Source organism: Methanosphaera sp. (genome assembly GCF_016282985.1).
Taxonomy (GTDB): domain Archaea; phylum Methanobacteriota; class Methanobacteria; order Methanobacteriales; family Methanobacteriaceae; genus Methanosphaera.
Genome location: NZ_JAEELZ010000114.1, coordinates 37,801 through 64,261, shown reverse-complemented (window position 1 = coordinate 64,261; position 26,461 = coordinate 37,801). Strand labels below are relative to the sequence as shown.

Genomic DNA, 26,461 nt, shown 5'->3' with positions numbered 1-26,461 from the left:
TGAATCATCATCTTAATAGTTAAATAGAATAAAAATAGTTGAAAAATAAAAGAAATTCTATGATAATAATCATAGATAACCTTAAATTAATGTAGTTTTAACATTTGATAATATTAAGTTCCTATCTGAATAGTTTCAGATAACTTATTTAATAAACCAGCTGCTGAATATGCAGCCAATAAACTAGTTTTGGGATTGTCTGGACTACTTACGTTTGAAGTTATAGTTGTTAACTCCCCAAATGTTCCTTTTAAGTGAATTTCATGAGTATTTCTTGAAATTTTAGGATCAGCAATTATTTTTACATCAGCATCCATACCCGAAGCTAAACTTAGAGTTGAAGAAACATTAATATTTTTTGGAAACTTATTAACTGCTTCAGATGCTTTTCCAGAAAATATAATTATTTCATCATCCCCCTCTAATTCTAAACCTAAAGATAGAGGAGGTTTTCTAGTAATTAATGTTACTGATTCAATTTCACCTAATTTTGCAGCTTTAACTGTGTCAATTCCAGTTATAGCACCAGTTGGTAAATATATTTTAGCACCATTTTTTTTAGCTATGGACTCTAAGTTTAATCTAAAATCTTCATCCAATAATGCACCAACACTCATAATAACTACGTTTGTACCATTTTCAAGAACTTGAGGAATAGAATTACGTACAGCCCCTTGTGATGCAGATTCCAAAATTAAATCTGAATTTTCTATTAAATCTTCCAATGAATCAGAAACTTTAGCATCAACTTGTTGAGCCAATTTTTTCGCATTATCCAAGTTTAAATCATAGAAATATGCAAGATCAACATTTAGTTTATTATTTAATTTGAAATTTACTAATGTCTTTGCAATAGATCCACAACCCATAATCCCTATTTTCATCAACAATCTCCACTAAGATTTCATAACTGGTTTTTTAACAACAGTTCTTTTTTGTGCATTAATTTTATTTTGATTAGATGATTGGTATTGTGTAAACTTATCTTGATCTACCAATATAACATCTCCCACTGCAGTAACAACTTCATATGGGATATCAATTATACCTTCAGTTCTCACTGGATTAACATCTTCTTCTTCAGGCACTAATCTTAATGAATTTCTGAAAACATCTTTTAAACCTACATTCCTATTGTCTTCTGTTAATGCTTTAGTTTTGAAAAATGAAATTCTTCCTTTTTTGATGTTTAAAACTACTTCGTTTACTCTTCCTATAAATTTTCCTTCAGTATTGTAAATATTTAAATCGTAAAATGTAGATAAATTTACCATATTATCACCAAATGTTTTATTTCAATGTAATTAATGATACGTCTTTTATAAGTCTTCAATAATCGTTAAAAAGGTCTAATATCCTTAATTGAAATTATTAAAATAATAATTTCTAATCTATTTATTATATGTTAAACATATTATATAAATTTATTTTTTTATTTAGAAATCATATATTTAATAAACATCTAAATAAAATTCAAGAATTAGAAAGAAATAAATTAGAATAAATACAAAATATTTTAATAGCAAATTAAATTATTTTTTGAATTTTTTTTTAAACATAGAACATATAGGGGATAATATGTGGGACACTAGTAAAGATTATAGATTAAAAGTAGCAGAAAAAGCAATAGAACAATTTATTAGAGTAATTGAAGGATCAAATTTAAGAGGTTCATGGAATAAGAAACAAGTAAAATTAATTGCAAAAAATATGAACCCCGAAATTCAGACTATGTACTATTCTTACATTACTCCACAGGAATTATCAAAAACACCTCAAATGGAAAAGTTATTGTCTGATGTAGATGACATAATTGAAAATCTTGGTGGAGAAGATTATTCAAAAAAATTCTTATCTGAACTAAATCGTGAAGATAGAGAAAAATTAGAATTACCATTATCTAAAATGAAATTCTTTTTCAACACGATAAGAGGATTACCTGATAGATTAATGTTAGGTGAAATAGATGATCCTGTTATTGGAGTGGACATTAAAGTAGGAGAATTAGTTAGTGTAAGTAAACACCCAAATACAGATACATTAATGGTATGTAATGTTAATTTAGGTAAACGTGCAATAACTGTTATAACCAACGATTTAACTGTCAAAGATAATGATAAAGTTGCCGTAGCTTTGTTACCACCTAGTGCCTTTATGGGAATTAGTAGTGAAGGAATGTTCCTCGGTGCTGGAGAAGGAATATTGAAAAATGTAGAAGGTGAATTAGGTAGTCTTCCTCAACATGTGGATGTTGCAGCTTTTAATGAAACTAGAAATTTAGTTGACCAATTTTTAAAAGAATAAACCTACTCTTCCCCTTCTTTAATTTAATATTTCACTAATTTTATCAATTTTATTTTCTAATATACTTAACTCTGTATTATTAATTTCAAAAGTAAATTCTTCCAAATAATCGCTATAAATAGAAACCGCTGCTAAAACTATCATTAAAATACATGCCATTAACAAGATCAATTCTGTGGACACTTGACCTGATACATCATTCATAATATTACACCCCTAAAATTCCTTTAAATAAAAACTGTGAACAATAATAAACAATTAACGAAAATGGAACAATAACTAAAATATATTTAATGCCTTTTTTACTGTTAGAATAAAGAACTATTCCAATCAATAATGAAACCAGAACCGATTGAATTAAGACATACCCCATACTTGCAATCGGAATCACAGCATCTAATGGATTCATACGACCCATCAATCCAATGTATTCTGAATATAATCTTATCATACCTAGTGCAAAAGGAGTTGCAATGATTGAAGAAATCAATAAAAACATTACAGACATCATAACACTAGCTTTTCGTTCTTTCCTTAACATTATTATATCATTCAGGTCATTTGAAATAGAATCCAATATATCCGATATATTCCCACCAGATTCTTTACTATAAATTATGATCTGAAAGGTATGTTTCAAATTTTCTGAGTTATTTCTATATGCAATATCCATTAATGATTCATTAAATGGTTTTCCAAAACTAGTTTCTAATAAAGCCCGTTTTATTTCATCATTTAATGAATTATGCATCGTTTTAGAAAGTTCACTAAATGCTGATTCTATACCATAACCAACTTTAATTAAAGCAGATAATTGGCGAATATAATCAGGCAAATCTAATTCTATCTGTTCTAAACGTTTTTCATTTTTATAATAAACATATGATGAAAATAAAATTGGCACCATTATTGTTAACATTAAAGAAAACAATAAAGAGATATTTAAAAATAAAAATAGAACCATAGAAATTATTAAAATAAAAATCATTAAAACAATTATTAAAACCAAAACATCATCAGTTTTAAGAAAGATATCTGCACCAATTAACTTTCTTTGAATATAAATAATTGAATTTTCAGAAAGAAAATGATTTATATAAATTTTTAATATATTGAGTATTTTATTAAACATAATTTAGTAATTATGAAAATATTTAAAAAAAGTAATATATAACTCTTTCTAAAAAAGAAAAAAATTATAAAGTAAAATCTAATTTTTTATCTAAGGATGTTAAAACTTGACTATTCTTTTTAACCAGAATATCATCTTCTATCCTCACACCAAATTCTCCAGGTATATAAATTCCAGGTTCGGCTGTGATAACCATATTTTCTTCCAAAATTCCTTCGACTTTATTAGAAATAACCGGATCTTCATGAATATCTAAACCAAACCCATGACCAGTACTATGAATAAAATATTCACCATATCCATATTCTGAAATAACGTCACGTGCAGCATTATCTACTTCTGCATAAGATACGCCTGGAGAAATTGTATTTATAGCAGCTTTTTGTGCTTCTAAAACAATATTCCATATTTCTTCCTGACGTTCTGAATCAATAAATGTCCTAGTGATATCAGAACAATAATAATCATATTTAGCACCCCAATCCACCACTATTGGAGTTTCAACACGATTCATAGACGTTTCAGAATGGGGTGAACTAGAACGTTTTCCAGAAGCTACAATTGTATCAAATGCAGGTTTAATTGAACCATTAATAGTCATGTCAAATTCTAATGAAGCAGCAGCATATTTTTCTGTACTGGAAAAGTCTATTTCTTTAATAGCATTTTCTGCAATACCTATTGAATTTTTAATATTGGTCATTTCTTCTTTTGTTTTTGTTTTTCTTTTATCAACAAATACATTTGATGTTCTTATAGAAGAAATATCATCCGATAAACGTTTTACTAGATCAAATTCTAAAGAACTTTCTACTGCAATAACTCCATTTAATAATTCTTTTACTTCAGATAATTTAACAATATCCCTAGTTTCTATTAATGCATTTTCTTCAGCAGATTCTTTATCAATACTATTCACATATAAAATTGGTTCATCCTGAATAATCAAATATGCAAAACTAGAAGGATAAAAACCAGAAATATATTTAATATTTTCCGGAGAGTATACAAACATAGAATCTATATTTTCATCTTTTAATTGATTGATAATTTCTTCATTTTTCATTACAATTCGTTCCTTTCATTTCAGATATTACTATGTTTAAATTTTATAACTAATATAACTGATTTCAGACATTCATAGTTATCTACGAAAACATTATTTTTTTTAAACCTCATCCTATTTTACTAAACTTTACATCATAATCCATCAATAAATTAACAGATATTGAAAATTTTATAAAATACAATTAATCAACAATTTTTTGTGTTAATATATTTAAATGTTAAAAAAAAATAAGCTAATTAAATTACAAAGTTAATAATAATTAAAGTTAATAATATATCGAAGTTTGATAAAATGTTAAATGATTCACCTGTTACATATAAAAAATCAACTCATAGAACTATGAGTCCAGAAGAAACTTTAAAGAAAATTTCTAAAATCACATTAGATATTGGGTTAACAAGAACTTCCAATATAACACATTTAGATAGAATTAAAATACCTGTTTTTACTTCGGTACGTCCACTAGCAGAAGAAGGTGCTGTAAGTGTTTATGCAGGTAAAGGACCTACTGAAATACATGCTAAAGTATCTTCAATTATGGAAGCTGTAGAAAGATATTCTGCTGAAATGCAAGTAAATGATAAAACCATTGTAAAAAAATATGATGAAAAAGATTGTATTAATCCGGAAGATTTAATTTTACCAAAAGATAGTTATAATAATGAAGAAATTGAATGGAGTGAAGGTTATTCAGTTATCACAGGTGAAAAAATATTTATTCCTTCAAATGCAGTTTTTCATCCATACAACAAGGAAAAAATTAAACATATATTTTTATCAAACACAAACGGTTTAGCTTCTGGAAATACTTTAGAAGAAGCAATATTTCATGGAATGATGGAAGTAGTTGAAAGGGATTCTTGGAGCCTATTTGAAGCATTTAAAGAAAATAAAAAAGAAATAAACTGTGATAATTCTACTAACGAATATATTCAATCATTAATTAATAAGTTCACTGAGGCAAATGTTTCAATTAAATTAATTGACCTAACTAGTGAAAATGATATTCCAACCATCGGTGCAGTTTCCGAAGACTTGTCATTGAAAGATCCAGCATTATTAACTTTAGGTATAGGTACTCATTTAAATCCAGAAATAGCTGCTATCAGAGCAATTTCAGAAGTTGCTCAAAGTAGAGCTACACAAATACATGGAACGCGTGAAGATACAACAAGAGCAAATTTACTTAGAGAAACAGGTTATGAAAGAATGAAAAGGCTCAATAAACATTGGTTTAGAGAATCTAAAGAAAAAATTGACTTAAATGATATGAAAGATTATTCACAAGATACATTCAAAGAAAATATTGAAAAAAGTATGAAAATGTTAGAAGCCTCCGGAATTAAAGATGCATATTATGTTAATTTAACAAGAAGTATTAATATTCCAGTTGTTAGGTCAATTATTCCTGGTATGGAAGTTTATAGTGTTGATCAATCAAGAGTCGGAAAAAGATTAATACCTGATAAATACATTATTAATTAAATCAAAGAGGAAATAAAATGAAACAAGCAATTGTAATGAGAACTGATTTGAAAATGGGTAAAGGGAAAATAGCCGCCCAAGCATGCCATGCTTGTCTCGAAAGTTATAAAAAAGCAGATAAAAGAAAAATTAGAGAGTGGGAACTATTTGGACAAAAAAAAGTAGTTTTAAAAGTATCTTCTGAAGAAGAATTATTAAAATTATATTATATAATTAAAGAAAGTGGTTTACCTTGTTCATTAATTACAGATGCAGGACATACACAAATAGAACCTAGTACTAAAACTTGTTTGTGTGTGGGTCCTGGATCTGATGAAGAAATAGATAAGTTAACAGGACATTTAAAGTTATTATAGGTTATATTATGGTTACTGTAGTTAAAATTGGAGGTAGTTTATTTCCAGAATATACTAAGGAATTGTGTGAATATTTAACCAAAAGTGAAGAAAAATTAGTTTTGGTAAATGGAGGAGGAACATTAGCCAACAATATTAGAGAATTTAATAAAATAAATTCGTTTTCTGAAGATATAAACCATTGGAATGCAATTAAATGTATGGACATAATTGGAAATTTCATTGCAGATGAAAATAAAGATATTATCCCAATTACAGACTTAAAAGAGATTGAAAGTATACATAAATCTAATAAAATTCCATTAATATTAACTTATGAATTAATGAGAAAAGAAGATCCTTTAAAACACAGTTGGGATGTGACTAGTGATTCTATAGCATGTTGGATAGCAAATAAAATAAATGCCAAACTATTAATATTAACAAATGTAGATGGTATATATAGAGGTAACATTTCTTCAAATAATAAAAAACTAATTAAAAGCATTAATGCAAAAAATCTATTATTTTTTAAAGAAACTTGTATTGATAAATGTTTACCAAAATTACTAATTAAATATCATTTAGACTGTTTTATAATTAATGGGAAATACCCTGCTAGGGTTATGGCTCATTTAAACAGCAATAATAATATTAACAATTTTTATACACATATAGGAGGAGAATAATATGGCAGATAAAATGACTTGTACTTCATGTAAACAAGAAATTTCACCAATCGATGAATATGTGAAATTCCACTGTCCAGAATGTGATGCAGAAATATACAGATGTCCTAAATGCAGAACTTTCGGACATGAATACACTTGTGAATGTGGTTTTAAAGGACCATAAATTTTTTTTAACAAATTGAAGGAGATATGATTATGGGAGAAGTAGCAGTAACATTAAAAGTAATGCCTGAAAGTCCAGAAGTAGACTTAGAAGCATTAAAAGAAGCAATTAAAAATGCTGTAGACGAAAAAGAATTCGAAAGAATTGAAGAAGAACCAATAGGTTTTGGATTAGTTGCATTAATTGTTACAATCGTTGTAGACGATGGTGAAGGTGGAAGTGAACCTGCTGAACAAGCTATTGCAGCTTTAGATGATGTAGCAACTGTCGAAGTTACTCACATGACAAGATTAATGTAAATATGCGAATATTTACTAACAACATTTTCTTTTTTTAAAATTATTTAGATTTATTACTTTTTTAAACAGAATTATCATAACATATAAGTAATACTTTTAATAATATAATTATTAACAACATTATGATTGAAATTATTTTAGCAATTTTTCTAGGAATTTTTTTTGGAGTAATCTCTGGAATAACACCAGGATTACATGTGAATACAATAGGAATCATTATCTTTTCAATATCCGATGAAATACTCAAATACACAAATCCTTTAACTTTATGCACATTTTTAGTTAGCATATCCATATGTCACGCCATGATTGAATTTATCCCCTCACTATTATTAGGAATTCCTGAAGAAGATACCGTTTTAAGTATACAACCAGGACATAGATTATTATTTAAAGGAAAAGGAAAAGAAGCAATTAGATTAATCAGTTTTGGAGGTTATTTTTCTATAATAATTTTAATATTACTAATGCCTATCCTAATGATTATTTTACCGTTAATTTACAATATATTAAAAAATTTCATTGGATATTTATTATTAATAACAATGGTGATCTTATTGTTCTTTTTTAATAAAAAAGAAAAAAGATTACAAAATATTTTATTGTTCTTAATTTCCGGAATTCTAGGATTATTCGTATTAACTAGTAATGTAGGAAATAATTTAGGTTTATTAGCCTTATTATCAGGATTATTCAGTATCAGTAATTTATTGTATAGTTTAAACTCCAAATCTAAAATTCCACCACAAGATGAAGATAAGACAATAATTTTTAACAATAAAATTAAAAGATCCATATTAGCTGGAAGTATCTCCGGATGTATTTTAGGATTATTGCCGGGGTTAGGTCCTGCACAAGGGACTATCATTGCACAAATTGCAACATTTAATAAAAATATTAGTTCAGAAGAATTTTTAGTAACAAACAGTGGAGTAAATATTTCAGACACATTATTTTCTTTAATAGCAATATATTTGATAAATAATCCCAGAAGTGCAATTAGTGTTTATATTCAAAATTTAATGCCTAACATTGACCTGACAAAGATTATTTTTTTCATATTGATTAGTTTGACTAGTGTTTCAATTGCAACAATTTTATCAATGAAACTTGGTGATTTTATGATTGAAAACATTACAAAAATAGATTATAAAAAAATAAATATTACTATAATTATTATAATAAGTCTAATAATTATAATATTTACTATTTCAACAAATGGCTGTTTATATTATGTGTTATTATGTTATATTACCAGTACCTCATTGGGATTTATTACAAACACGTTGGATTTAAATAAAAGTTGTTTAATGGGAGTTTTAATTGTTCCATCAATAATAACTTATTTAGGATTAATGTAATTATATTATAACTACTTCCTTACAAATATTTTTTAAAATATCAACATAATGAGTAGTATCTACTTTTGGAAAAGCATCTACTATACCAATATCAAATTTTTCTTCAACCACACTTGGTAAATTTAATATATTTTCATTGAATATCTCATATTTATCTTTATTAATTTCATTAACCTCTAAATTGATTTTTAGCGATTCTAATGCTTCTATATAAATATCATTAAATACAACTTTTTTAGCATTTTTCATTAATGCATAAATACCTAATGTACCGGGACCACACATAGCATCCAATACTAACGGATTTTCATATTTATCTAATATTTCAGATAATTGTTTAATCTTTGGTGATTCTTCTTTAGGGTATTCAATATGTAATAAAGATTGATTTTTGTAAATCAAGATAGGTCCCAAATCAGTATTTTGAATATCACAACGTATATCACAACCACCCAATAGTTCATAAATCATGACTGAATTATTTTCATTAAGTTTACCTATTGTAATATCAGTATCTCCATTGATTATTGCTTTTATTTCAGGGACTTTTTCAAGTATTATGTCAGCAGTTTGTTTATCACAAAATCTTGTGATAATTACTAAAGACTTTTTAGATAGATAAGGTAAAAAATCCAAATTTATAGCCGGTGTAATCAATGGCACTCCCACTTTCCTGATGGAAGCAGAATCAGAAATTTGTTTATTATCAATCATTATTTTCAATACATGTGCCATCACAATATCTATATGTCTTTTTCCACAAGATTCACATAAACCATAATTTTTATCTAATTTGGATAATTTAATTTGTCTTTTTAAGGGAATCGATTTTTTAAATTTTTTATTAATGCAAGATGGACAATTATCATATAAATTAGTTACACTTCCCAAAACATCAGATTTATCTCGAATACAATTTTCAGTACAATTACATTTCATATGTTAATATTTGAATATCAAATTAATTATTATTAAATGATGTAATACTTTTATAATATAAAAGTAATAATAATAATTAGAAAATATTATGATCATAAAAAATAATTTACCACTCTATAAAACAGAAACAAATGAAAAATTAACAAAAAAAGAAGAAAAAGAATATCAAAAAATCAAAGAAGAAATAATTCAATTAAAAATTAATGATAAGAATTTAAATGTAGAAACAAAAGAAATAAAAGAATTAATGATAGAAAAATCAATAAATTCACAAAAAATTATCGATAAATTAACCAACGATTTAAAAGGTTATGGAAAAATAGATTCATTATTAAAAGATGATGAACTAGAAGAAATAATGATAATAGGAAAAAATAAACCAGTATACGTTTATCATAGAAAAAAAGGAATGATGATTACAGAAATAAATCTTTCCGAAATTGAAACCAAACAAATTATTAATAAAATAGCAAATTACGTTCAAAGAAAAATTGATAAAGAAACACCAATTCTTGATGCTAGATTACCAAACGGGAGTAGAGTTAATGCAACCATACCTCCCATCACCGCAGATGGTTCAACAATTACTATTAGGAAATTTAAAAAAGAACAATTGACCATATTAGATTTAATCAAATCAAATTCATTGAGTCCACATTTAGCCGCATTTTTATGGATTAATATAGATGGATTAAATGTCAGACCTTCAAATATAATAATTTCTGGAGGAACCGGTTCTGGAAAAACAACAACACTAAATACATTAAGTTCTTTTATCCCATCAGATGAAAGAATAATTACAATTGAAGATGTGCTTGAACTTCAAATACCACAAGAACATGTGATAAGGACCGAAACAAGACCCCCAAACATAGAAGGTAAAGGCGAAATTAATATGGATATCTTATTAAAAAATTCATTAAGACAACGCCCAGATAGAATTATTGTAGGAGAAGTAAGATCAAAAGAAGCAATCACACTGTTTGGAGCATTGAATACTGGACATTCAGGAATGGGTACATTACATGCAAATTCAACTCAAGAAACCATCACAAGACTTATCAATCCACCAATGAATGTTCCATCAATAATGATTAATTCAATAGATTTTATAGTAATGCAAAACAGAATATTTCATCCAACCCAAGGTATTATAAGAAGAGTTACTGAGGTTGCCGAAGTAGTTGGAATGGAAATGAATAAAGTACAATTAAACAAAATATACCAATACGATTATTCTGAAGATAAATTAGAATATACAGCCATTAGTTCAAAAGCTTTAAATGAAATGGCTTCTATGAAAGGAATTTCAATTAAAGAAATTACAAAAGAAATAAAAGATAGGGAATCTTATTTAATTGAAAATAGTGAAAATGGAAGAAATATTTATGAAACTAAAAAAATATTAAATGATTATTCATATTAATGATTTTAAATAATTTTAAGTTAAAATGTTAAAAGAAGTATTTATTAAAATAGGTCAACAAACTATCAAAATTTATAAAAACTTATCTAAAAATAAACAAATAGTTAATGAAGAAAAAATTGAAAATAAAACGTTTAATGAACTTATTAAACAAAATAAAAACAAAGAAAATAAAATTAATAAAGATTTTTTATTCATTCCTCTGTTATTTATAACTGTATTTATAATTACTAAAAGTATGGATTTAAGTTTAAAATTGGGCATTATATTAATTGGTTATCCAATATTAAAAAGTAATATTCCAAAAATAAAATCAGAAAAAAGAAAAAAAGAAATTGTTCGAGAATTTCCTTATGCTTTAAGACAAATATCCACCCAACTAAAAGCAGGAATAGGATTATATGATTCAATGAAAAGCATTGCCGATAGTAACTATGGAATATTATCCGAAGAATTTCAAATAACACTCAATGAAATTCAATATGGTTCAAACTATGTTGAATCATTTGAAAATCTATCTAAACGGATTAATTTACCAAGTATTGAAAAATTTGTAGGTCAAATTATTAGAACTTTAAATAATGGTGGCAACTTAGCCGAGACATTAAATACATTAGCCGATGAAAATTCATCTAATATGAAAATTAAGTACAAAGAATACTCAGAAAAATTGAATGCTATAATGTTATTATATATGTTTATTGCAGTACTATTTCCTGTGATTTTATTTATTCTAATTATAGCAGCTACAACAGTGATGGGTTCAATTGTTCAACCAGAACTATTATTAATTTTATACTTATTCTTTTTTCCCTTAATTATCTCCTTTATGATAATATTAATTAAACGTTTGGAACCAAGTATTGATTAAAAATATAAATTAATAAAAAAATAAAAAATTAAACTATAAAATAATGAAGGAAGAAAATTGCCAAAAAAAGAAGCTGATTATATTAAGAAATTCAATGAAAGCAGAAAAATTATAAGCCAATTTCTTATAATAGAAAAAAGTATCAAAAAATCTAAAAACAATAAACCATTTTTAGAATTATTATTACAGGATAAAACTGGACAAATTGTTGGACGTATGTTCAACAAAAAAGCATATAATGAGTTTGAAAAAATTGAAGAAGGTAAAATATATAATATTGTAGGAAAAATTCAGGAATTTCCTCACGGTTCAAATAAATTCAATATATTAATCGAACGTATAATCTTAGCTAATAACTTTAATGAAGAAGAATTTATAATTCAAATAGAAAATCAGGACAGCCATATAGAATATTTAATCAACACTATTCATGAAATTGAAGACAAAGAACTCAAATTACTTTTAGCATCACTATTTGAAGATGAAGAATTCTTTGAAAAATTTATTACTGCTCCTGCAGCAAAGAAACATCACCACAATTATAAAGGAGGATTATTAGTCCATACAAATGAAGTTGTGGAGATATGTAAAACCATTTCAACAATTTATGAAGATATTGATAGAGATTTATTAATCACCGGTGCAATTTTGCATGATATTGGGAAAATTGAAACATATGACTATAAAACTGAACGAATTGAAATGAACAAAAAAGGAATTCTCGTAGATCATATATTTATCAGTGCATCAATTGTAAAAGAAAAAATGGATTCATTAAAAATCTCAGAAAATAAAAAGATAAATTTAATACATCTTATTTTAAGTCATCATGGTGATGTTGAATTGGGTTGGGGTTCTTCTGTAAATCCAAGAATTCCTGAAGCAGTTGCATTACATCATGCAGATGATATGAGTGCAAAAATATCTAAATCAATAGAATTTTAATTATGAGAATACAATAAATTTATTATCTAATAACTAAAAATATCTAATTAAGTATTGAATAATTATAAAAAGTTATAAATTCATTCACTTTTGAGTAACTTTAAAAAAAATAACTAAAGGTGTAAAATATGGAAAAAATTAAAATTGCAGTAGTTGGAATAGGAAACTGTGCAAGTTCATTAATCCAAGGATTGTATTATTATGCAGACAAAAACGAAGAAGATGTAGATGGGTTAATGCATTGGTCTATAGAAGGATATAAACCTTCTGATATTGAAGTAGTTGCAGCTATAGACATTGACAAAAGAAAAGTTGGAAAAGACGTAAGTGAAGCAATTTATGCAAAACCTAATTGTACAACCATTTTTTACCCAGATATGAAAGAAATGGGCGTAAAAGTATCAATGGGTCAAGTTCTTGATGGTGTTGCACCACACATGAGTAATTACAAAGAAGATGCAACTTTTGTTATTTCCGATGAAGCTGAAAAAAGCAAAGAAGAAATAGTTGAATTATTAAAAGAAAGTGGAGCAGAAATATTAGTTAATTATTTACCTGTGGGTTCAGAAAAGGCTGGAAAATTTTATGCTGATTGTGCCTTAGAAGCAGGTATTGCTTTCGTAAATTGTGTTCCAATATTTATTGTAAGTGACCCAGAATATGAATCCAAATTTAAAGAAGCCGGATTACCTTGTGTTGGTGACGATATTAAAGCACAGATAGGTGCAACAATAACACACAGAACATTAGCCAGTTTGTTCAAAGACAGAGGAGTCAGATTAGACAGAACTTACCAATTAAATACTGGTGGTAACACAGACTTCTTAAATATGCTTAATAGAGATAGATTAGCATCAAAAAGAGAATCAAAAACAGAAGCAGTTCAATCTGTATTAGCACACAGATTAGATGAGGATGATATCCACATTGGACCAAGTGATTACGTTGCATGGCAAAAAGATAACAAACTTTGTTTCTTACGTATGGAAGGTAGAACATTTGGTGATGTTCCAATGAACATTGAATTAAGATTAAGTGTTGAAGACAGTCCTAATAGTGCAGGATGTGTAATTGATGCAATAAGATGCTGTAAATTAGCATTAAATAGAGGAATTAGTGGTGCTCTTACTTCAATATCTTCTTACACCATGAAACACCCACCAATCCAATATCCTGATGATATTGCTCATGATAAAGTTGATGAATTTATAGAAGGAAAATTAGAAAGATAATAATATTATTTATTATTTTTCTAAACTATTTTTTATATATTAAAATTTTTAAAAAAAAGATATTAAGAAATTACTTATTTTTTATAACTTCTTTATGTTCATTATTGGGGATTATTTGCATTTTACTATCTTCATAAGTTATGTTTAATTCTTTTGCATCCATGACATAATGTAAACATATAGCTAAAGCAGCTACTTCTGAATGAGGTTGATTAGTAACACTTAAATTCCAATCTGCTAATTCATATACCTCCGTAGGTACTCTTGAACCACCAACGATAATTAATTTATCCTTACCGTTATCTCTTATTTTTGGAATGACTTCTTCAACATGTTTTCCATACATCGTTAAATGGATAATTTCATAACCATTTCTTTTATGTTCTTTAATGACGGGCAAATATTTTTCATTATATTCAACTTGGAAATCTCCACCCCAATTTTCAACCACACTTTCTACTGACTCTATAATATGTTTATCTCGTTCTCCACTTAAAATAACCTTATCTGCCCCAAAAGCTCTTGCAGTTAAACAAACATGTGTTGTAATTCTAGTATCTCTTCCAAGTCTATGATCTAATCTTAATACTGTTATCATTTTTATCTTCCCTTTACATTATAAAATTAAAAGCTATTATTAAAATAATTAAAGATACTACTCTTGCTATCTCATTTGAAGCTCCCATAATATCTCCAGTTACGCAACCAAATTTATTATCTGCCATATGTGCAAGGTATAATCCAGTACATACTGCTGCAATAATTGCACATACACCCGGCAAACCTAAAATTAAATATCCTATTAATGAATTTATGATAACCAATATTAATAAAATTTTAGGATTTATACCTGATTTTATTAAACGACCTATTCCTCTAGTATCATCTTTTCCAATAACCATAGAAGTAATCATACTAAATTTAGAAGCAAATTCCATCAATAATACTGTTTGAAGCAGATATTGTGAAGGTATAGATGATAGTGCTGCTAAAGTTAAACTGGCAACGATAAAAAATGTTGCTATTCCCCCAGTACCTACCACTGAATCTCGCATAACGGTTAATCTTTTTTCAGAATCTCCATGAACCATTAACCCATCACCCATATCCATAACACCATCAACATGATTAAATCCTGTAAACCATATTATAAATCCATAAATCAATACTGCTGTTAGCATAGTATTTAAATTTAAGAAAAAATGAGATATGTATGCCAATATAGCTCCAAAAACACCTATAAAGAGACCCACATATGGCCAAATAACAACACTACTAGCCATTTCTTCAATTGTCACCATACGATTTATAGGAATTCTTGTTGAAAAAGAAATTATTCCCAACAAACCATTTAATGTAGGGTGAACAATTGTTTTCGATTCATTATTATCATCATCTTGAATATCCATTTTATCACCTAATTTGAATTTTTGAAATATCCCAAATTACTAAAAGATTTCGTCAATGCTTCACCAACTAATTCTTTGACTTCATAAAATAATGAAATATCAAATGAAATTATCTTATCAGATTTTCCTTTACATGCAATGTAAATCATATTATAATAATTACCTAATTTATTTGATAAGTCATCTCTATTTATTGCATTAACTTGCCATGAAATTGTAGATATTGTTTCTGTTACTGTACGGTAAATATTTAATAACGTAATATTATCTAATTGAACATCAAGTAAAACTGTAATATTTGTAAAAAATTTATTTTCAAAAAACTCAACTGTACTAATTATACTTATTCCATTTCTTTCTACTAAAATACGTTCTAAATTTGGCTGATTATAATAATGATTATCAAATTCATCAATGTATTGAAAGTCAAAATTGTCTCTATTAGCCAGAACATATAACGGTTTATTACTTTTTATAATTATACCATTACCTCTTTTAGAAATAGTTACTCCATCCATATTTACCTTCAAACAGACCCTCCCCTAAATTTTTAATAAAGAATTTGAAAATATCCCTTAATTAAAAAAAAATTTAAAGTTTATTTAGTTAAATAAACTAAAATTGATTTTTAATAGCTTAAAGCTTTATTTTATTCTAATTATATTATATTTGAAGATTTTTATATAATTGTCTCTATAATTTCACTCAAAAAAGATTAAAAAAAATTATTATAAAAATGAAAATACAAATATTTATACAATAATTTTTATAGGAAGACAAAAATGGTTGTAGTAATAGATCCTCAAGTTTCAGGATTATCTGGAAATATGTTTATAGGTGCATTTGTTGATTTAGGTGCAGATAAAGAAAAAATCAAAGAAGTTATAATTAATTATGCTGAAGAATTTGGAGACATAAGCGTAAACATTGATAAAAAAACCAAATCGGGTGTAATGACTACATATGCAAATATTCAAACTCAAGATAATTCTGTAAGACATTTTGATGAGATAATAAACAAATTAGATGAAATTACAAGAAAAAAATATCCTGATGATGAAACTGTCATAAAAAGTGTTGAATTATCAAAAAATATATTTAAAACATTAGCGGATGCAGAATCAGAAGTTCATGGAAAAAGTTTAGAAGAATTACATTTTCATGAAGTAGGCTGTGCAGATGCTGTAGCAGATATTGTAGGTGCTTCTTATGCTTACCATCTATTAAAATTTGATAATGAAAAAATATATTCATTACCTGTTGCCACTGGAAATGGTACTGTTAATACCCAACATGGCATTCTTCCAGTACCTGCACCGGCCGTGATTAATATTCTAAAAAATGTACCTACTATAGGAGGACATGTTAATACAGAATTAGCAACCCCAACAGGTTGTGCCATATTAGTAAATATTACTGATGAATACACAACTTCAACACCAATATTAAAAAATAAAAGTATAGGATATGGTTCAGGTAAGAAAGATTTAGAAATATTAAATGCACTTAGAATTATCAAATCCGATGATATTTCTACAGAAAACACTGTTTCAATTCTTGAAACCAATATTGACACGTTAAGTGGGGAAATATTAGGAAATTTATTTGATAAATTGTTAAATGAAGGTGCTCGAGATGTATGTATTACTCCAACTATTATGAAAAAGAATCGTCCGGGACATATTGTTAAAGTAATATCTAAACAAGAAGATGCTGAACATTTAGTAAATACATTAATGGAAGAAACAGGAACTTTAGGTGTAAGAATTTTACCTTATGTTCATAGAGGCGTTGCTGTAAGAGAAAATGTTAAACATAAAATAAAAATTCTAAATAATATGGAGGATATACGTTTTAAAATTGGAGAACACGATGGAAAAATTATCAAATGTAATGCTGAGTATGATGATTTAAAAATAATTTCTGAAAAAACAAAGATACCTATTAAAGATTTAAAGGAATATGTTGAACAAGACTTTAAAATGAACTTAAGAAGTGACTCAAATGACTAAACCCAAAGGAATAAGTATTTTATCTGGCGGACTAGATTGTACTGTTGCAACAAGCATATACTCAAATGATTATGATTTAACTGCAATAACATTCAATTATGGACAACAAAGTTTAGATCAAGAAATTAAACATGCCAAATTAATTTGTAAAGAATTAAATATGAAGCACGTAATTATTGATCTACCCTGGCTAAAGGATATAAGTAATTCTAGTTTAACAAATGATGAAGAAATTCCAGTAATTGAAGAATCAGACTTAGATAATTATGATGTTGCTATAGAAACTGCAAAATCAGTATGGGTTCCTGCCAGGAATACTGTTTTTTGTAGTATTGCATTAGCTTACGCTGAAAGTATTAAAGCAGACATAATAATTGTCGGATGGGATTATGAAGAAGCTATTACATTCCCTGATAATTCAAAAGAGTATTTGAATGCATTTAATGAAACAATCAAATATGGTTCATTTGATAATATTGAAATTAAAGCACCTCTTATTGATATGAATAAAGTTGACATTGTAAAAAAAGGAGTAAATGTTAATGCCCCAATGCATTTAAGCTATTCTTGTTATATGGGTACAGAAGAACATTGTGGTACTTGTGAATCTTGTAAAAGAAGAAGAAGAGCATTTGTTCAAGCCAATATCGTTGACCATACAAACTACATAAAATGAGGGAAAGTATGAAAGAAATTGATTACGACGTAAAACATTTCAAAAAAACCTTGACTACAAAAGAATTCTTTGAAAAATTTTATAATTTTGAATTGGTTCAAGGATTTTGTAAGGAATGTCCACGTTATGACACTAATTATTCCTGTTCCCCTGTAGATATAGATATCAAAAAATTTGTTCTTGAATATGATTTTATAGATATTCACGTCACACAATTGTTTTTTGAACCAAAAGATTATGAGAAAGAGTATAGTTCTGATGAATTGAAAGAATTATTATATAATACTTTCTTTAAAGAAAAACAAAAGATTGTTAATAAAGTATTAGAGTCCGAAAAAGACTATTCGAAAGCAGAAAGTTTAACTGGACCATGTAATCATTGTGCAGAGAATTGTAAAGAATTATTTTCCAAATGTAAACATCCTGAAATTAGACGCTATTCATTAGCATCGATTGGAATGGATAGTAGAAAAATATTAAAAGATCTATTTGATATAGAACTGTTATTAATTAATGGAGTATTACCTAAATATTTAAATAATGTAACTTCCATTTTATACAAAAAATAAGAAAAAAAGATGGTTATTCTATAACCATTAAAACATCGTCTTTTTCAACGGTATCCCCTTCATTAATGAAGATTTCAGTTACTTTACCTGATTTATCAGCTTTTACATCATTTTCCATTTTCATAGCTTCAAGAACTGCAACTGTATCTCCTTCGTTAACGTTGTCCCCAACGCTTACTTTGAGTTTTACAATCATACCCTGCATAGCTGATGTTAAAGCACCTTCAACTGAAGGTTTAATTTGATGTGATGATGGTTCCATTTCCATGTAACCTGTCGGTAATATTTTAACACTAAATACTTCCCCATCAACTTCCACATCATAGGAATTTGGAATGTTTGATGCTGTGTATTCAACTTTAGGTTCTGGAATTTCTTCTGCAACTGCTTCTCCTTTAAGGAATTTTTCAGCTACTGTAGGATACATAGCATAAGTTAGAACATCTTCTTCTTTTTTTAGTAAATTTTCTTCTTCTAATTTAGCTCGAGCTTTTTCTAATTCAGGTTCTAATAAATCTGCAGGCCTACAAGTAATAGGTTCTTCATCACCAATTGCTTCTTTATATAATTCTTGATTAATTTCAGCAGGTGCTCTTCCATAATATCCTTTAAGATATTCTTTTACTTCTTTAGTTACATTTTTATATCTTTCACCCATTAATACATTCATAACAGATTGAACTCCAACAATCTGGCTGGTAGGAGTTACTAATGGAGGATATCCTAAATCTTTACGTACTTTCGGAATTTCTGCTAACACATCGTCATATTTGTCTATAGCATCTTGTTGTTTTAATTGGGATACTAAATTAGAAAGCATTCCACCAGGTACTTGGTAAATTAACACGTCAGTATCTACTGTGGATGCTAATGGATCAAAGAGTGCATGATACTTCTCATTTAAAGTTGAGAAATATTCTTTGATTTGTGATAATAATTTTAAATCAATTCCCGTATCATATGGAGTTGATTGTAAAGCTGCAACGACACTTTCTGTTGGTGGTTGGGCTGTTCCTCCAGAAAATGGAGATATTGCTGTATCTAAAATATCAACACCAGCATCAACAGCAGCCTGATAACTCATTAAAGTCATTCCACTAGTACAATGACTGTGTAAATTTACAGGTAATCCTATTTCATCTTTTAAAGCTGTAACCAAGTCAGTTGCAACTTGTGGAGAAATTAACCCTGCCATATCCTTGATGGTTATAGCATCACAGTCCATAGCAGCTAACTCTTTTGCAAAATCAACATATTTTTCTATGGTGTGTACTGGACTGATAGTGTAACTAATTGTTCCTTGTACATAAGCTCCTTGTTGTTTTGCTGTTTTAATAGACATTTCCATGTTTCTAGAATCATTTAATGCATCGAAGATTCTAAATACATCAACACCGTTTTCATATGATTTTTCAACAAACGCTTTTACAAAATCATCAGCGTAATGTTTATAACCAACTAAATTTTGTCCTCTTAATAACATTTGAAGTGGTGTTTTTGTAACGTGATCTTTGAATGTTCTTAATCTTTCCCAAGGATCTTCATTTAAAAAACGAATACATGAATCAAAAGTTGCTCCACCCCATGCTTCTAGAGAAAAGTATCCAACTTTATCCATATCTTCTAAAATTGGAACCATATCTTCTGTTCTCATCCTAGTAGCAATTAAAGATTGATGAGCATCACGTAATGCGGTTTCAATAATTTTTACTTTTGGCATAATGACACCTACTTTTTTTGTTTAATTGTAATATAAATAATTGTTAAAACGTAATTGAATAGGTAATTAATTAAATTATAATTCTTATTATTTTAAGAATAAGTAATAATTATCCATACTATTATATTCTATTTATCAGTTATGTTTAACCTAATATACAAAGGTTACTATTTTTAATAAATTTAATTTAAGAATTTAAATAGAAATAATTTAAAAAAAGTTTTTAATTTAAGAAAAAGTTAAAATATAAAAATAGTAAGAAAGATAATGTATTAGGAAAATTCTAATAACTATCTATTTTAATCTTTGACCTGTAACAGGTTTTTTGTTTTGCCAACTGTATCTTCTTAATCTTTTGGATCTTCCAAATCCACAAGAAGCACAGTATTTTTTATTTGGGTTGTATGCGTTTCTTCCACATCTTCTACATCTGATGTGATTCTTTTTATTACGTTTCCCAAATGATGGTGTTCCTTTCATTATATAACCTCCATAAACTGTGAAAAAATAAATGAATAAAATTAAACCTTTAAAAAAGGTAAAAACTAGAGAATAGAATAAATTCTATTCAAATAAGATACACGATCGAAATATATCTTTATTATACCTTAATCAATAAACAACAATCAGGTATTACTTTTTAATAAGGACGATTAATATTAATAGTTAAACTACTAAGTTGTCCTTTAAATAATTATCCTGGTGATATGTATACTATGTTATCTCCACGAACTAAAACTACTCCTAATCTACGAGTAGATTCTCCATTTTCTAGTTCTTCAGCATCATTTAGCACTAAATTCATGTGCATATCAAAACTTTGTAAAGCTCCTCTAAATTCTTTACCACCTTTAAGTTTGATAAGAACTTGAGAATTTAAAGCCTTTCCTAATGCATCTAATGGTCTAGATGTATTGTTATTATTTTTTTGATCGTTCACTATTAATCACCTTATCAATAATATATATTTTAATATGTTTTAGATTATATTTAAATGTATCTCAAAACTTAATTATTAAAAATAATTATTTATAATTAGATATATATTTTATATTAATATCTAATAAAAGTTGCTATCAATAATTATTACTTTAACTTAAATCAAATTAATAAAAAAAGAAAAAAATAGTTATTGAGAAAAAATTTAAGGAATTATATAGAAAATAAAGACAAAAATATAAAATAATACTTAAAAAATAATTTTGAGAGGATAAAAAATTGAAAATCAAAAAACGCTTTTTTTTAAAAAATAAAAAAGTTAAAGAAATAAAAAAAGAATTAGGAAACTTCCAAACCATTATTCCTAAAAAATCACAAGTTGAACTTGTTAAAATAGAAGATTATCCTGATATCTTATTAATAGATGGAAAACCATTATTAATGCAAATTGAAGGTAAAACAATACCCACTTTACATGCAATGATTAATGAAGATATACAAGAAAAATATGCTACTGTAGATATGGGTGCTATTAACTTCGTTATAAAAGGTGCTGACATAATGTCCCCAGGTATTGTTGATGCAGATGAAAATATTGAACCTGGAGATACAATAGTTATCATTGAAGAAACACATCACAAACCTTTAGCAATAGGAATCAGTTTAATTACTGGAAAAGAAATGGTTGATAATAATAAGGGTAAAGCTATTGAAAACTTGCATTATGTTGGAGATTCAATTTGGGAACTTAACTTATAGAGGATTATAAGATGAATAACATTAAACTAAAATATAGGTCAGGAAATGTGATTTCTGAAGACATACATCAAATAGGAATAATAGCTCTAGGATCACATAGAGAAAATCACGGAACGGCACTGCCCATAGATACAGATTCCAAAATAGCCGCAAATGTTGCTTTGAATGTTGCTACTAAAACCGGTGCAACCTTTTTGGGAATATTTTATGGCGCTACCGAATATGACTTTGTAAAACATGGAATTCATCTTAAAAAAGACGATTTAATAAATAATCAAATTATCCCCCAACTAATTAATGCCAAAGAATTATTGGGAATTTCAAAGGTTATAATTGTAAATGGTCATGGTGGTAATAATCTAATAATTAATGAAATTGATAAGATTTCCGAAAAAACAGGACTGAAAATAATTTTCAATAATTCAATTATAGAAAAAGAAGGACCTCATGCATGCACGGGCGAATTATCTATGGGAAAAGTGTTAGGATTCCTAGATGAAAGTAGAATAAAAGAACATGGAAATTTTATAAAAAACCCTGAAGTAGGTATGGTAGGCCTAAAATTAGCCCGTGAAAATGAACCAATAATTGATCGAGAAGCTAAGTTCATTGAAGAAAATGGCTTTAAAATTGATGAAAAATTTGGAAAACAATTACTTGATAATGCTGAAAAAAAAATTATTAATGATATTAAATCATTATTATAGTTAATTACCTTTTTCTATTTTTTTAATTAACCTTTTACATTCATTACTTGTTTTTTTATTATTAAATGCAATGCTTATTCTGGATATTGCTTCTAACATACGAATTATAGCATCTAACCATGTGAAAATATCACCAGGATATATGTGTATATCATAATTAGATATGAAATATTTGCTAATACTATTTGGATTCCAACCATTTAATCTTTGTTTAATTATCTTATCTGAAACATTTTTCTCCAAACATTTACAAAAAGGACTTTCCTTACATTCACAATTCATGAAGTCAATTTGAAATGTAATTAATTTCTCAGCAAATTGATCATCCAATTTAGCTAAAACATCACCCGATGTAATTATATCTCTATTAGAATCAGCAAACAATCTGGAACTAATGTTTGTTTTTAAAGCCGATGAAAGTCGACTTGATAATCTGTTACTGATGTATGCGTTTTCAAATGGTTCAAGATGTTCTACAATCAATAGAGGATTTTGTTTCAAATGTTTACGAATATATTCTGCTTTAGGTACTGTTAGGAATGATACTGAAGTTGCACGACCATATCTTGTTGGCAAATACCTGTTTGAGAAATCTTTATGTTCTTTGATTAATTTCTTATCTATCAATGTATTTATAACATCTTCAAAAACAATAGGTGATTCAATCTTAGAATATTTTTCTTCCAAATCATCAACATCTACGTTTTTAATTGCGGAAATATCAGCCAATACCTGTTCAATAGTGTCATCTTCATTGTACTCAACGTTGACATTATCAACATCACTATCTAATAAATCAATAGCTTTTTGTTCTTCTGATTCATTTTCAAATTCTTTACCTAACTCAGGTAACAAATATACTTTACCCATATCGTGGTAAGTAGGTCTTCCTGCACGTCCCAACATTTGTGAAAAATCATTATTTGTTAACCATTTATTTCCCATACGTAACGTTTCAAATAATACTTGTGAAGCTGGAAAGTCTACTCCAGCAGCTAATGCTGCTGTAGTAACAACTGTTGAAATTTTTTGATCGGCAAAGTCTTTTTCAATTTTAACCTTTTTTGAATAAGACAAACCCGCATGATAAGCTGCAGTTGAAATACCCTTTTTTTCCACTTGTTGAGCTATTGAATGAGTTTTCCTTCTGGAATTGGTGAAAATAATTGTTTGTCCTTTAAAACCTTTACTGGATTTAGATTCGAATTCTTTTTTAGCAAGTTTACCCAATAAATCTCTCTTTTCAAATTCGTTTTTTGTGAAGATTAAATGTCGTTCCAATGGAACGGGTCTTTCTTTATATTCCACCAATTTCATGCCAAATTCATCGGCAATTTGTTTAGAATTTTTAACTGTTGCAGATAAACCAATTAATTGTGATTTAGGAAATATTTCCAATAATCTTTTTAATAAACCATTTAATCTTGGACCTCTTTCTTCTTCATCCAACATATGTATTTCATCAATAACAACAGTTCCCACATTTTTTAATTGATGATGATTTCCAGAACGTAATAAAAAATCCAATCCTTCATATGTTGCAACCACAATATCTGCATTTTTAACAGATTTATTGGATATTGTTAATTCTCCTTTTGCTTTAACACGATTAGAACCAACTTTAATAGCAACATTTAATCCCAATGGTTTATATTGTTTTTTAAAGTCACGATATTTTTGGTTGGCTAATGCAACTAAAGGTGTTAAATAGATAAATTTTTGATGATTCATTGCTTTAGGTATACCCGCCAATTCTCCAACCAATGTTTTACCAGATGCTGTTGCAGAAACTACCAATAAGTTTTTATTATCCAGCAGACCTGCATTTAATGATAAAATTTGTATTGGTAATAAATGTTTTATCTTAGGAGATAAAATTTTCTTCAATTGTTTAGGTATTTTTAGTTGATTAATGGTAATCTTAGGATATTTAGTTTTCTTTACTTTTATTTTATCATAAATTGTTAAATCATCATGCTTTATTGGATTAAACTTAGGATCAAATACTTGTAATACTTTTTCAAGATTATTCGTTTTATCCAATAATTTCTTAAAACTAGAAAATGATTTTTCATCATATCCTCTTAAATGCATTATTCTTTTAATTTCTTTAAGAGCACACTTTTTACATATATATTCATCATATAATTTGTAAGAAGAAGATTTTTTTAATATAGTTATTTTCCCTTCGAAAGTACAGTGTCTACAAATATGAGTATACTGATAGGCTATGTTCAAAGAATTTAACATTGATTCAATATCCTCATCTTTAGTAGCTAACAAGACGCTTTGTTTTCTCAATATCTTTATAACTTCTTTAGGAGATTTTAAGGTCTCAATATTATCTTGTTGGATAATAAAACGATATGGCCTTATTTTTCCGTTATTTTCCTTGAGTTTAAAATAGCTATAGAATAAAGGTTCTCGTTCACTATTTAATGCACCTTTTGCTGGCCCTATAGGATATAATTCAACATTTTTTTTATTGCGTCTTAAGATTATCATGTTATCAATATCTGATTAAAAAATAATTCATCAATTATATTAATTAAATATTTGTAATAGCTTTTTTTAGTATTTTACTAACAAAACAAGAAATTTCAAAAAGTCTAATTTTTAAAATATTCTAAACCCATATCAATTTTTATTAAAAACATACAAGGAATGTTGAGTAATACATTAGAAAAAGATAATTAATTAGTACATCAAATATTATATACAATATATTTGTAAATAAAGTAAAGAAAAAATTTTATAATAATAAAGGATGTGAAATCTATGTATAATATGGGTGCATCAACAAAACCAGGCTATGATATAGCTAATAAAAGTAGAGAAATTATTAAATCACTAATTGATGAAGATACAAAAGATTTAACTTATGAAGAACGAGATATTGTGGAACGTGTAGTCCATTCAACAGCCGATCCGGAATATGCCAAATTAGTTAAAATATCACCAACATTTGTTGAAACAGCATTAAACTGCTTTGACAATAAAGAGGATATTCTTACTGATATTAACATGGTAAAATCAGGAATAACAAGATATGATGGAAAAGTAATGTGTTACATTAGAGATGAACGAGCTGTAAAATTAGCTAAAAAAGAAGAGATAACACGTTCCGCAGCAGCTATGAGAATTGCGGCTGAAGATGGTTTTAAAGGAGTTGTAGCGATTGGAAATGCACCTACAGCATTATTTGAAGTAATGAGATTAGTTGAAGAAGGTCAAATGGATGCTAAAGCTGTAGCTGGCGTACCAGTCGGATTTGTTGGAGCAGCAGATTCCAAAGAAGCATTATCCAAAACAAACATACCTTATGTAATTACCACAGGACCTAAAGGTGGAACACCTATTGCAGTAGCAGTTATTAATTCTTTATTGAATATTAGAAAAAAATAAAAGGAGAACATA

At 27.4% G+C, this 26,461-nt stretch carries 30 protein-coding genes; 17 read left to right on the top strand and 13 right to left on the bottom strand.

Translation table 11 applies throughout. From position 1 onward, the window contains the following. Window positions 1–113: 113 nt before the first annotated feature. Window positions 114–884: an aspartate dehydrogenase gene (locus QZZ11_RS07095; RefSeq protein WP_292474802.1), complete on the bottom strand. Its 771-nt coding sequence runs from the start codon at window positions 882–884 to the stop codon at window positions 114–116. Window positions 885–896: 12 nt separating this feature from the next. Further along, entirely contained in the window at window positions 897–1,274 is a 378-nt protein-coding gene (locus tag QZZ11_RS07090; RefSeq protein WP_292474801.1) for a PRC-barrel domain-containing protein, read from the bottom strand. A gap of 304 nt (window positions 1,275–1,578) precedes the next feature. Here QZZ11_RS07090 and QZZ11_RS07085 point away from each other — a divergent pair, with 304 nt between their 5' ends. Beyond that, window positions 1,579–2,304: a tRNA-binding protein gene (locus tag QZZ11_RS07085; RefSeq protein WP_292474799.1), complete on the top strand. Its 726-nt coding sequence runs from the start codon at window positions 1,579–1,581 to the stop codon at window positions 2,302–2,304. 18 nt (window positions 2,305–2,322) lie between these two features. Here the strand turns inward: QZZ11_RS07085 and QZZ11_RS07080 are convergent, their stop codons facing one another. The 3 genes from QZZ11_RS07080 to QZZ11_RS07070 all read right to left on the bottom strand — a co-directional run bounded on the left by QZZ11_RS07080 (window position 2,323) and on the right by QZZ11_RS07070 (window position 4,502). After that, the gene (locus QZZ11_RS07080; protein ID WP_292474798.1) at window positions 2,323–2,508 is read right to left on the bottom strand and encodes a hypothetical protein; all 186 of its coding nucleotides are present in this window, start codon (window positions 2,506–2,508) and stop codon (window positions 2,323–2,325) included. A gap of 4 nt (window positions 2,509–2,512) precedes the next feature. Further along, window positions 2,513–3,211 carry a type II secretion system F family protein gene (locus QZZ11_RS07075; protein ID WP_292474796.1) on the bottom strand — a complete coding sequence of 233 codons (699 nt, stop codon included), beginning with the start codon at window positions 3,209–3,211 and terminating at the stop codon, window positions 2,513–2,515. A 289-nt stretch (window positions 3,212–3,500) separates the two neighbouring features. Beyond that, on the bottom strand, window positions 3,501–4,502 hold the full coding sequence (locus tag QZZ11_RS07070) for an aminopeptidase P family protein (protein ID WP_292474795.1): 1,002 nt from the start codon (window positions 4,500–4,502) through the stop codon (window positions 3,501–3,503). Between the two features lie 294 nt (window positions 4,503–4,796). Between QZZ11_RS07070 and QZZ11_RS07065 the strand changes: the two genes are divergently transcribed. The 6 genes from QZZ11_RS07065 (at window position 4,797) to QZZ11_RS07040 (ending at window position 8,840) form a co-directional block, all read left to right on the top strand. After that, window positions 4,797–5,990: a YcaO-related McrA-glycine thioamidation protein gene (locus tag QZZ11_RS07065; protein ID WP_292474793.1), complete on the top strand. Its 1,194-nt coding sequence runs from the start codon at window positions 4,797–4,799 to the stop codon at window positions 5,988–5,990. Between the two features lie 17 nt (window positions 5,991–6,007). After that, window positions 6,008–6,346 (top strand): peptidyl-tRNA hydrolase Pth2, encoded by a 339-nt coding sequence (gene pth2 / locus QZZ11_RS07060; RefSeq protein ID WP_292474792.1) that lies wholly within the window; start codon window positions 6,008–6,010, stop codon window positions 6,344–6,346. An 8-nt stretch (window positions 6,347–6,354) separates the two neighbouring features. Continuing rightward, window positions 6,355–7,014: a delta 1-pyrroline-5-carboxylate synthetase gene (locus QZZ11_RS07055; RefSeq protein ID WP_292474790.1), complete on the top strand. Its 660-nt coding sequence runs from the start codon at window positions 6,355–6,357 to the stop codon at window positions 7,012–7,014. A gap of 1 nt (window position 7,015) precedes the next feature. Then, window positions 7,016–7,180 (top strand): zinc finger domain-containing protein, encoded by a 165-nt coding sequence (locus QZZ11_RS07050; protein ID WP_292474788.1) that lies wholly within the window; start codon window positions 7,016–7,018, stop codon window positions 7,178–7,180. Window positions 7,181–7,212: 32 nt separating this feature from the next. Next, window positions 7,213–7,479: an elongation factor 1-beta gene (locus QZZ11_RS07045; protein ID WP_292474787.1), complete on the top strand. Its 267-nt coding sequence runs from the start codon at window positions 7,213–7,215 to the stop codon at window positions 7,477–7,479. 122 nt (window positions 7,480–7,601) lie between these two features. Beyond that, entirely contained in the window at window positions 7,602–8,840 is a 1,239-nt protein-coding gene (locus tag QZZ11_RS07040; RefSeq protein ID WP_292474785.1) for a tripartite tricarboxylate transporter permease, read from the top strand. Here QZZ11_RS07040 and QZZ11_RS07035 read toward each other — a convergent pair whose 3' ends face one another. Continuing rightward, a complete protein-coding gene (locus QZZ11_RS07035) occupies window positions 8,841–9,779 on the bottom strand; it encodes a methyltransferase (RefSeq protein ID WP_292474784.1) in 939 nt (312 codons plus the stop codon). A gap of 88 nt (window positions 9,780–9,867) precedes the next feature. Here QZZ11_RS07035 and QZZ11_RS07030 point away from each other — a divergent pair, with 88 nt between their 5' ends. The 4 genes from QZZ11_RS07030 (at window position 9,868) to QZZ11_RS07015 (ending at window position 14,253) form a co-directional block, all read left to right on the top strand. Continuing rightward, window positions 9,868–11,205, top strand: coding sequence for an ATPase, T2SS/T4P/T4SS family (locus QZZ11_RS07030; protein WP_292474782.1), 1,338 nt, complete (start codon window positions 9,868–9,870; stop codon window positions 11,203–11,205). Between the two features lie 25 nt (window positions 11,206–11,230). Further along, window positions 11,231–12,076: a type II secretion system F family protein gene (locus QZZ11_RS07025; RefSeq protein WP_292474780.1), complete on the top strand. Its 846-nt coding sequence runs from the start codon at window positions 11,231–11,233 to the stop codon at window positions 12,074–12,076. A gap of 57 nt (window positions 12,077–12,133) precedes the next feature. Next, window positions 12,134–13,021: an HD domain-containing protein gene (locus QZZ11_RS07020; protein ID WP_292474779.1), complete on the top strand. Its 888-nt coding sequence runs from the start codon at window positions 12,134–12,136 to the stop codon at window positions 13,019–13,021. Window positions 13,022–13,149: 128 nt separating this feature from the next. Continuing rightward, window positions 13,150–14,253 carry an inositol-3-phosphate synthase gene (locus QZZ11_RS07015; protein ID WP_292474777.1) on the top strand — a complete coding sequence of 368 codons (1,104 nt, stop codon included), beginning with the start codon at window positions 13,150–13,152 and terminating at the stop codon, window positions 14,251–14,253. 70 nt (window positions 14,254–14,323) lie between these two features. Here QZZ11_RS07015 and QZZ11_RS07010 read toward each other — a convergent pair whose 3' ends face one another. Genes QZZ11_RS07010 through QZZ11_RS07000 form a run of 3 tightly spaced genes read right to left on the bottom strand, consistent with a single transcriptional unit; the run spans window position 14,324 to window position 16,192 of the window. After that, window positions 14,324–14,851: a tRNA (cytidine(56)-2'-O)-methyltransferase gene (locus tag QZZ11_RS07010; RefSeq protein ID WP_292474776.1), complete on the bottom strand. Its 528-nt coding sequence runs from the start codon at window positions 14,849–14,851 to the stop codon at window positions 14,324–14,326. Window positions 14,852–14,864: 13 nt separating this feature from the next. Next, window positions 14,865–15,662 (bottom strand): adenosylcobinamide-GDP ribazoletransferase, encoded by a 798-nt coding sequence (cobS, locus tag QZZ11_RS07005; protein WP_292474774.1) that lies wholly within the window; start codon window positions 15,660–15,662, stop codon window positions 14,865–14,867. 8 nt (window positions 15,663–15,670) lie between these two features. Beyond that, complete coding sequence (locus QZZ11_RS07000) at window positions 15,671–16,192, bottom strand: hypothetical protein (RefSeq protein ID WP_292474773.1); 522 nt, start codon at window positions 16,190–16,192, stop codon at window positions 15,671–15,673. Window positions 16,193–16,444: 252 nt separating this feature from the next. On the opposite strand from QZZ11_RS07000, the gene larC reads away from it, so the two are divergent. From larC to QZZ11_RS06985, 3 genes are read left to right on the top strand one after another with little or no spacing between them, the layout of a single operon-like run. After that, entirely contained in the window at window positions 16,445–17,674 is a 1,230-nt protein-coding gene (larC, locus tag QZZ11_RS06995; RefSeq protein WP_292474771.1) for a nickel pincer cofactor biosynthesis protein LarC, read from the top strand. Next, a complete protein-coding gene (queC, locus tag QZZ11_RS06990) occupies window positions 17,667–18,350 on the top strand; it encodes a 7-cyano-7-deazaguanine synthase QueC (protein ID WP_292474770.1) in 684 nt (227 codons plus the stop codon). Before larC ends, queC begins: the two co-directional genes overlap by 8 nt. 8 nt (window positions 18,351–18,358) lie before the next feature. Beyond that, complete coding sequence (locus tag QZZ11_RS06985; RefSeq protein WP_292474768.1) at window positions 18,359–18,919, top strand: DUF2284 domain-containing protein; 561 nt, start codon at window positions 18,359–18,361, stop codon at window positions 18,917–18,919. 13 nt (window positions 18,920–18,932) lie between these two features. On the opposite strand, the gene oadA is transcribed toward QZZ11_RS06985, so the two are convergent. From oadA to QZZ11_RS06970, 3 genes are all read right to left on the bottom strand, one after another. After that, window positions 18,933–20,639 carry a sodium-extruding oxaloacetate decarboxylase subunit alpha gene (oadA, locus tag QZZ11_RS06980; protein WP_292474766.1) on the bottom strand — a complete coding sequence of 569 codons (1,707 nt, stop codon included), beginning with the start codon at window positions 20,637–20,639 and terminating at the stop codon, window positions 18,933–18,935. A gap of 294 nt (window positions 20,640–20,933) precedes the next feature. Further along, window positions 20,934–21,119, bottom strand: a complete 186-nt coding sequence (locus QZZ11_RS06975; RefSeq protein WP_292474764.1) for a 50S ribosomal protein L37e — start codon at window positions 21,117–21,119, stop codon at window positions 20,934–20,936. Window positions 21,120–21,333: 214 nt separating this feature from the next. Next, window positions 21,334–21,579 (bottom strand): LSm family protein, encoded by a 246-nt coding sequence (locus QZZ11_RS06970; RefSeq protein ID WP_292474762.1) that lies wholly within the window; start codon window positions 21,577–21,579, stop codon window positions 21,334–21,336. A gap of 278 nt (window positions 21,580–21,857) precedes the next feature. Here QZZ11_RS06970 and QZZ11_RS06965 point away from each other — a divergent pair, with 278 nt between their 5' ends. Both QZZ11_RS06965 and arfB read left to right on the top strand, forming a co-directional pair. Beyond that, window positions 21,858–22,337, top strand: a complete 480-nt coding sequence (locus QZZ11_RS06965) for an RNA-binding protein (RefSeq protein ID WP_292474761.1) — start codon at window positions 21,858–21,860, stop codon at window positions 22,335–22,337. Window positions 22,338–22,348: 11 nt separating this feature from the next. After that, on the top strand, window positions 22,349–23,044 hold the full coding sequence (gene arfB, locus QZZ11_RS06960) for a 2-amino-5-formylamino-6-ribosylaminopyrimidin-4(3H)-one 5'-monophosphate deformylase (protein ID WP_292474759.1): 696 nt from the start codon (window positions 22,349–22,351) through the stop codon (window positions 23,042–23,044). Here the strand turns inward: arfB and QZZ11_RS06955 are convergent, their stop codons facing one another. Further along, window positions 23,045–25,549 carry a DUF5814 domain-containing protein gene (locus QZZ11_RS06955; protein WP_292474758.1) on the bottom strand — a complete coding sequence of 835 codons (2,505 nt, stop codon included), beginning with the start codon at window positions 25,547–25,549 and terminating at the stop codon, window positions 23,045–23,047. A 264-nt stretch (window positions 25,550–25,813) separates the two neighbouring features. Here QZZ11_RS06955 and QZZ11_RS06950 point away from each other — a divergent pair, with 264 nt between their 5' ends. Continuing rightward, on the top strand, window positions 25,814–26,449 hold the full coding sequence (locus QZZ11_RS06950) for a cobalt-precorrin-8 methylmutase (RefSeq protein ID WP_292474756.1): 636 nt from the start codon (window positions 25,814–25,816) through the stop codon (window positions 26,447–26,449). Window positions 26,450–26,461 lie beyond the last annotated feature (12 nt).

Bases quoted from the DNA above. Each gene is read 5' to 3' on its own strand.
- QZZ11_RS07095 (WP_292474802.1), bottom strand. From the start codon at position 884: ATGAAAATAGGGATTATGGGTTGTGGATCTATTGCAAAGACATTAGTA.
- QZZ11_RS07090 (WP_292474801.1), bottom strand. From the start codon at position 1,274: ATGGTAAATTTATCTACATTTTACGATTTAAATATTTACAATACTGAA.
- QZZ11_RS07085 (WP_292474799.1), top strand. From the start codon at position 1,579: ATGTGGGACACTAGTAAAGATTATAGATTAAAAGTAGCAGAAAAAGCA.
- QZZ11_RS07080 (WP_292474798.1), bottom strand. From the start codon at position 2,508: ATGAATGATGTATCAGGTCAAGTGTCCACAGAATTGATCTTGTTAATG.
- QZZ11_RS07075 (WP_292474796.1), bottom strand. From the start codon at position 3,211: ATGGTGCCAATTTTATTTTCATCATATGTTTATTATAAAAATGAAAAA.
- QZZ11_RS07070 (WP_292474795.1), bottom strand. From the start codon at position 4,502: ATGAAAAATGAAGAAATTATCAATCAATTAAAAGATGAAAATATAGAT.
- QZZ11_RS07065 (WP_292474793.1), top strand. From the start codon at position 4,797: ATGTTAAATGATTCACCTGTTACATATAAAAAATCAACTCATAGAACT.
- pth2 (WP_292474792.1), top strand. From the start codon at position 6,008: ATGAAACAAGCAATTGTAATGAGAACTGATTTGAAAATGGGTAAAGGG.
- QZZ11_RS07055 (WP_292474790.1), top strand. From the start codon at position 6,355: ATGGTTACTGTAGTTAAAATTGGAGGTAGTTTATTTCCAGAATATACT.
- QZZ11_RS07050 (WP_292474788.1), top strand. From the start codon at position 7,016: ATGGCAGATAAAATGACTTGTACTTCATGTAAACAAGAAATTTCACCA.
- QZZ11_RS07045 (WP_292474787.1), top strand. From the start codon at position 7,213: ATGGGAGAAGTAGCAGTAACATTAAAAGTAATGCCTGAAAGTCCAGAA.
- QZZ11_RS07040 (WP_292474785.1), top strand. From the start codon at position 7,602: ATGATTGAAATTATTTTAGCAATTTTTCTAGGAATTTTTTTTGGAGTA.
- QZZ11_RS07035 (WP_292474784.1), bottom strand. From the start codon at position 9,779: ATGAAATGTAATTGTACTGAAAATTGTATTCGAGATAAATCTGATGTT.
- QZZ11_RS07030 (WP_292474782.1), top strand. From the start codon at position 9,868: ATGATCATAAAAAATAATTTACCACTCTATAAAACAGAAACAAATGAA.
- QZZ11_RS07025 (WP_292474780.1), top strand. From the start codon at position 11,231: ATGTTAAAAGAAGTATTTATTAAAATAGGTCAACAAACTATCAAAATT.
- QZZ11_RS07015 (WP_292474777.1), top strand. From the start codon at position 13,150: ATGGAAAAAATTAAAATTGCAGTAGTTGGAATAGGAAACTGTGCAAGT.
- QZZ11_RS07010 (WP_292474776.1), bottom strand. From the start codon at position 14,851: ATGATAACAGTATTAAGATTAGATCATAGACTTGGAAGAGATACTAGA.
- cobS (WP_292474774.1), bottom strand. From the start codon at position 15,662: ATGGATATTCAAGATGATGATAATAATGAATCGAAAACAATTGTTCAC.
- larC (WP_292474771.1), top strand. From the start codon at position 16,445: ATGGTTGTAGTAATAGATCCTCAAGTTTCAGGATTATCTGGAAATATG.
- queC (WP_292474770.1), top strand. From the start codon at position 17,667: ATGACTAAACCCAAAGGAATAAGTATTTTATCTGGCGGACTAGATTGT.
- QZZ11_RS06985 (WP_292474768.1), top strand. From the start codon at position 18,359: ATGAAAGAAATTGATTACGACGTAAAACATTTCAAAAAAACCTTGACT.
- oadA (WP_292474766.1), bottom strand. From the start codon at position 20,639: ATGCCAAAAGTAAAAATTATTGAAACCGCATTACGTGATGCTCATCAA.
- QZZ11_RS06975 (WP_292474764.1), bottom strand. From the start codon at position 21,119: ATGAAAGGAACACCATCATTTGGGAAACGTAATAAAAAGAATCACATC.
- arfB (WP_292474759.1), top strand. From the start codon at position 22,349: ATGAATAACATTAAACTAAAATATAGGTCAGGAAATGTGATTTCTGAA.
- QZZ11_RS06955 (WP_292474758.1), bottom strand. From the start codon at position 25,549: ATGATAATCTTAAGACGCAATAAAAAAAATGTTGAATTATATCCTATA.